Annotated in this window: 2 protein-coding genes; one reads left to right on the top strand and one right to left on the bottom strand. The window is 63.8% G+C overall.

From position 1 onward, the window contains the following. A partial coding sequence (locus B3873_RS12170; RefSeq protein ID WP_286866333.1) for a filamentous hemagglutinin N-terminal domain-containing protein occupies positions 1-634 on the bottom strand: 634 nt, incomplete at its 3' end. A 241-nt stretch (positions 635-875) separates the two neighbouring features. On the opposite strand from B3873_RS12170, the gene B3873_RS12175 reads away from it, so the two are divergent. Further along, positions 876-2,588, top strand: a complete 1,713-nt coding sequence (locus tag B3873_RS12175) for a ShlB/FhaC/HecB family hemolysin secretion/activation protein (RefSeq protein WP_286866335.1) — start codon at positions 876-878, stop codon at positions 2,586-2,588. The last annotated feature ends 269 nt before the right edge of the window (positions 2,589-2,857 follow it).

Here is a 2,857-nt window from a genome sequence, read left to right on the forward strand (position 1 = left end):
AGCTGTCCAGATTGCCGTTGACGATCTGCGGTACGCCCGTGGTGAGCGTGGCGCGATTGGCATTGATGAAGCCGCAGCCGGAACAGGTGATGCCCGCCGGATTGGCCACCACCACCTGCGCCCGCGCCCCCGCCACTTCCAGGTAGCCGCGCAGATAGCTGGGGTTGGCCGAGTTGACCTGGTTCACGATCACGCGCGCTGCGCCCGTGGCCAGCCATGGATTGCCCGCCACATAGCCGCCCAGCTGGGTGGCCGTGGTGCCCTGCGCATTGTTGAGGATGGCGCCATTGGGGCCGACATCGAATTGCCGGTAGCTGTTGAGCGACACTCCCGCTGCACCCGGGGTCTGGATGTTGACCACCGGCACGCCATTGGGTGTGGCCAGCACGGTCGGCTGCTGGTTGCGCGGGGCGTTGCGGTCGCCCAGGATCTGCGCGTGGGCCACCGTGTTCATGGCCAGGGCCAGCGCTACCGCCAGCAGCGAAAAGCGCAAAGCGGACGGTAACAGGTCCGGCATCGCCGCACCGTTGGCCGATGTGCGGCCGTGATGCTGGATGCTGGAGGCGATTTCTGCAACGGCCATCAACTGGCCACGATGCCGGTTGAAAACCAGCTTGTAACGCTGACGATTCATGAAAACCCCGGGTGCTGTTGTCGTTATGACCGGCCACGACAACAAACCCCGATTCGTTGTTTTCCGTTTCCGGTTGGCAAGATTTTGCTTGCCAGGGTCGGGATGTTAATTTAGGTTAACGAGGAAAGGTGATTTTTCATTATACGAGAAGCTTTCCTGTAGGCAAAAACCAACACTTGTTTTGCCAGCCCTCCCATTTCTTTTGAATCCCTTGCCCAGTGTGGCTTTGGGACGACTCACCATGTTTCCGATGTCTTCCATCTTCCGTTCGCCGTCTCCCCGATTTGTACTCATCCTTGGTCTGAATCTGGTCATTTCCCTTGCCCACGGGCAAACCGCCGTCAACCAGGAGCAGTTGCAGCGCGAGCGCGAACGCGCCCTGCGCCAGCAACAGGAGCAGCGTCCTGACGTGAATCTGGGTACGCCCGCCGCCAGCGCGATGGCGCAGGATTTCCCCGAGCAGGAGCAACCCTGCCGCACGATCACGGCGATTGCGCTGGAGGGTGAACAGGCCGAGCGTTTTCGTTTTGCGCTCGACAGCGTCACCGGCGAACGTGGCGCGGTGGGCCGCTGTCTGGGCTCGCAAGGGGTGAACCTGGTCCTGGCGCGGGTCGAGAGCGCCATCGTCGCGCGCGGCTACACCACCACGCGCGTGCTGGCGCGTCCGCAAGATCTGTCGACGGGACGGCTGGTGCTGAGCGTGGTGCCGGGGCGCGTGCGCCACATCCGCTTTGCGCCCGACGCCGATGCGCGCGGGACTGCCTTCAATGCCCTGCCCATCAGCCCGGGCGACATCCTCAACCTGCGCGATATCGAACAGGGCCTGGAAAATTTCAAGCGCCTGCCGACCGTGCAGGCCGACATCAAGATCACGCCCTCCGAGGACAAAGGGGCCGAGGCGGGCGACAGCGATCTGGTGATCCAGTACCAGCAGGCTTTCCCCTTCCGTCTCACGGCATCGCTGGACGATGGCGGTGCCAAGGCTACCGGCAAATATCTGGCCGGGCTGACCTTGTCCTATGACAATTGGTGGACCCTCAATGACCTCTTCTACGTCAGCGTCAGCCGCAGCCTGAATCACTACGGCGACCACGGGAGCCATGCCTACACGCTGCATTACTCGCTGCCGCTGGGCAACTGGATGGCGGCCGTGACGATGTCGGGCAACCGCTATCACCAGACGGTCGCGGGGGCCTTCGAAAATTTCGTCTACAGCGGGCGTTCCGAAACCACCGAATTCAAACTGTCTCGCCTGCTCCATCGCGATGCGGCCGGCAAGACCACAGCCTTCGGCAAAGCCTTGCTGCGCAAGGCTTACAACGCGATTGACGACCTCGAAGTCGGCGCCCAGCAACGCCGCACCACGGCGTGGGAAGCGGGATTGAATCACCGGCAGTTTCTGGGCGATGCGATTGCCGATGCCACGCTGGCCTATCGCCGTTCACTCGATACGCAAGGGGCCGAGCCCAGCTCGCCGTTCGACCTGCCGCAGATCGGCACGCGCTATGGTCTGTGGCTGCTGGATGCCTCCGTCAATGCGCCGTTCCAGCTGGCTGGTGCGCGCCTGCGCTACAGCAGCACGCTGCGCGCGCAGTGGAACCGGGGCAGTCTGCCGCCGCAGGATCAGTTCTCCATCGGCGGCCGTTATACGGTGCGCGGCTTCGACGGCGAACTGACGCTGCAGGCCGAGCGTGGCTGGTTCCTGCGCAATGAACTGGCGCTGGGCCTGGGCGAGAGCGGGCAGGAAGTGTTTGCCGGTATCGATACCGGCGCGGTCGCAGGGCCCTCGGCGCAATTCCTCACCGGCCAGCGGCTCACGGGCGCGGCACTGGGCTTGCGCGGCAACCTCGGCAAGCTGAGCTATGACATGTTCTTGGCCACGCCCCTGGCCAAGCCGCAAGGTTTCCAGACGGCGGCCGTGACGGGCGGCTTCAACCTGCAATGGGCTTTCTGAGCAGACCTGCCTGCCGGAAAAATCCCACACCATCCCCGGCCGATGGCTGACTGCCGCGTCACGGCGATTGCTCAATAATGGCCCGCATGGACGGCCGCCGGATCTCCCGGCGGACAGCGTCCGAGGAGACCATCATGGATCGTATCGCCGCAGCGTCCGAACAATCTTCATCATCATCATCGCCGTCGCCTTCGGCCCCGCCGCCCGCCGATGCCCGCCATCAGGACGAGGCCATCGACATCGCCCGCGCCAACCAGCTGCGCTATGTC

Origin of the sequence: Herbaspirillum sp. UBA812 (assembly GCF_002296545.1) — a bacterium.
In the GTDB taxonomy this organism is placed as follows: domain Bacteria; phylum Pseudomonadota; class Gammaproteobacteria; order Burkholderiales; family Burkholderiaceae_D; genus Herbaspirillum; species Herbaspirillum huttiense.

Coding starts and splice junctions, on each gene's coding strand:
- B3873_RS12175 (WP_286866335.1), top strand. CDS start 876: ATGTTTCCGATGTCTTCCATCTTCCGTTCGCCGTCTCCCCGATTTGTA.